The organism is Nocardia sp. NPDC056000 (assembly GCF_042269265.1).
Classification (GTDB): Bacteria; Actinomycetota; Actinomycetes; order Mycobacteriales; family Mycobacteriaceae; genus Nocardia.
Genome location: NZ_JBHJXS010000035.1, coordinates 1 through 1,826, shown reverse-complemented (window position 1 = coordinate 1,826; position 1,826 = coordinate 1). Strand labels below are relative to the sequence as shown.

The window sequence follows — 1,826 nt, the reverse complement described above, 5'->3', positions numbered from 1 at the left end:
ACTGCGCCCTGAGCTGTCTTAAAGTTCCCGCCGTCGCCGGGGTTGGTCAGCAGCAGGGCGAGCGGGCCGCGCTCGGCGTACGACAGGCAGCCTTCGGCGTACCCCGCGAGGGAGGCGAGGACCTTGAGCGGGTGGCGGTCCTCGCCGCGCCCCGGACCGGGGCGGAACGTTCCTTGTGGCCACGACAGACCCTCTCTTGCCGAAGGTACGCATCTGTCGGCCCGGTGGTACTTAACGTACCTTGCCGACGCCACGAAGATACATCAAGCACCGATGCGAGGCAAGGATGTACCTTGGGAGGGTCATTGATGTACCTTCGGAGGTGTACCGCGCTCCGACAAACAGGGAGAAGCCATGCCATACAAGGCACCGGAGGGGAAGGGCTATGCCGACGTGGCGGCCCACTTCCGCACACTGATCAAGAGCGGGGAACTCGCGCCTGGCGCCACGTTGCCGTCCGTCGCTGAGATCCGTGAGCAGTTCGGCGTGGCGGCCAAGACCGTGAGCCGGGCCCTGGCCGTACTCAAGAGCGAGGGCCTGGTCAGCTCGCGCGGGGCGCTGGGCACGGTCGTCGAGAAGAACCCCATGGTGATCACCGGCGCGGACCGCCTGAAGCGCATGGAGAAGAACGGGATGCGCTACGCCCCCGGCGAGACCTCCTCCGGTCACCGCGTGATGACCCGGTCGGTCCACGACCCCGAGATTTGCACGGCTCTCAACCTGGAGCCCGGCGACGAAGCCGTGATCCGCATTCGCGTCTTCCGCCAGGACGACAAGCCGACGTCGGTCGGCGTCTCCGTCTATCCGCCCCACACGGTGGCCGCCGTCCCGGAGCTGGCCGACGACGTACGGATGGTGAAGCAGTTCGACAAGCTCTACAGCGAGCGCACCGGCCGCGAAGTCGTGAAGGGGCAGCGCACCGGCCACGCCCGGCAGGCGTCCCAGGACGAGCTGAACGCCTTGGAGATCGACGCCCCGGCCCACTCGGCCATCGCCGTCTTCGTCACGACCGTGACCTTCCACGACGACGAACAGGCACTCGGCTACTGGGAAGACGTCTACGCCCCCGGCGCCCGGGTGCCCATCGGCGAGTGACACATAGAGCCCTCGCCCAACGTCCCCAGGAGCCCCCGTCGGAGATCCGGCGGGGGCTTTCTGCTGCCCAGCGAGGGCGGCATCTCTGAGCGGTTTACATGGCCAGCCGTCTGCCGACTGCCGCTCTCGCTGTTGTGCTCGCGGACAGGCTGGCGGCGGAGGGGTGGGGGGCGCGTGGCGCTGAGCGGCCGTCTGACGGGGCGGGACGGGGGCTGAGCGCCGTACCCCCGCCGTCGCGGGGCTGGGCAGCGTGAGGCGACCGCACCGCCCGTCTCGGGCTGATGGGGAGCGGCTGCTGCCGCGATGTGGCCGATGCCGTCGAGCTGGTCAGCCCCGCGGCTCCGTCGGTGGCTGAGCGTCCGGCTGCTCGAAGAGGGGCAGGGCCTCCGGGCGGGGCCGCCCCGGTGGGGGAGGCAGAAGGCGCCGGCGCTTTCGCTGCGAGGGGCCGGGCGGCAGGGGCGGCGGCGCGGCCGGGCGAGGAGGCGGCGGCACCGGCCGAGGGTCCGGAGCGGGGGGCGGAGCCGGTGGCCGCGTTTCGTCACGTGACGAATCGTCGGGGCTCCGGGAATCGTCACGTGACGAATCTCGGCGTGCGACGGCCGACGCCACGGCGGCGACCACGGCCTCCCGCTGCTTCCTCGCCTCGTACGCCCGTTGGCGGCAGCTCCGGCGGCAGTAGTCCTTGCTCCGGCCGATGCCGTTCTGCTGGATCGGGGAGCCGCACCAGGCGC

At 70.9% G+C, this 1,826-nt stretch carries 1 protein-coding gene; it reads left to right on the top strand.

From position 1 onward, the window contains the following. Positions 1 to 354: 354 nt before the first annotated feature. The gene (locus tag ACFC4D_RS46390; RefSeq protein ID WP_376073315.1) at positions 355 to 1,095 is read left to right on the top strand and encodes a GntR family transcriptional regulator; all 741 of its coding nucleotides are present in this window, start codon (positions 355 to 357) and stop codon (positions 1,093 to 1,095) included. Positions 1,096 to 1,826 lie beyond the last annotated feature (731 nt).

Excerpts from the sequence above, each read along its gene's own strand:
- ACFC4D_RS46390 (WP_376073315.1), top strand. The coding sequence starts at position 355 with ATGCCATACAAGGCACCGGAGGGGAAGGGCTATGCCGACGTGGCGGCC.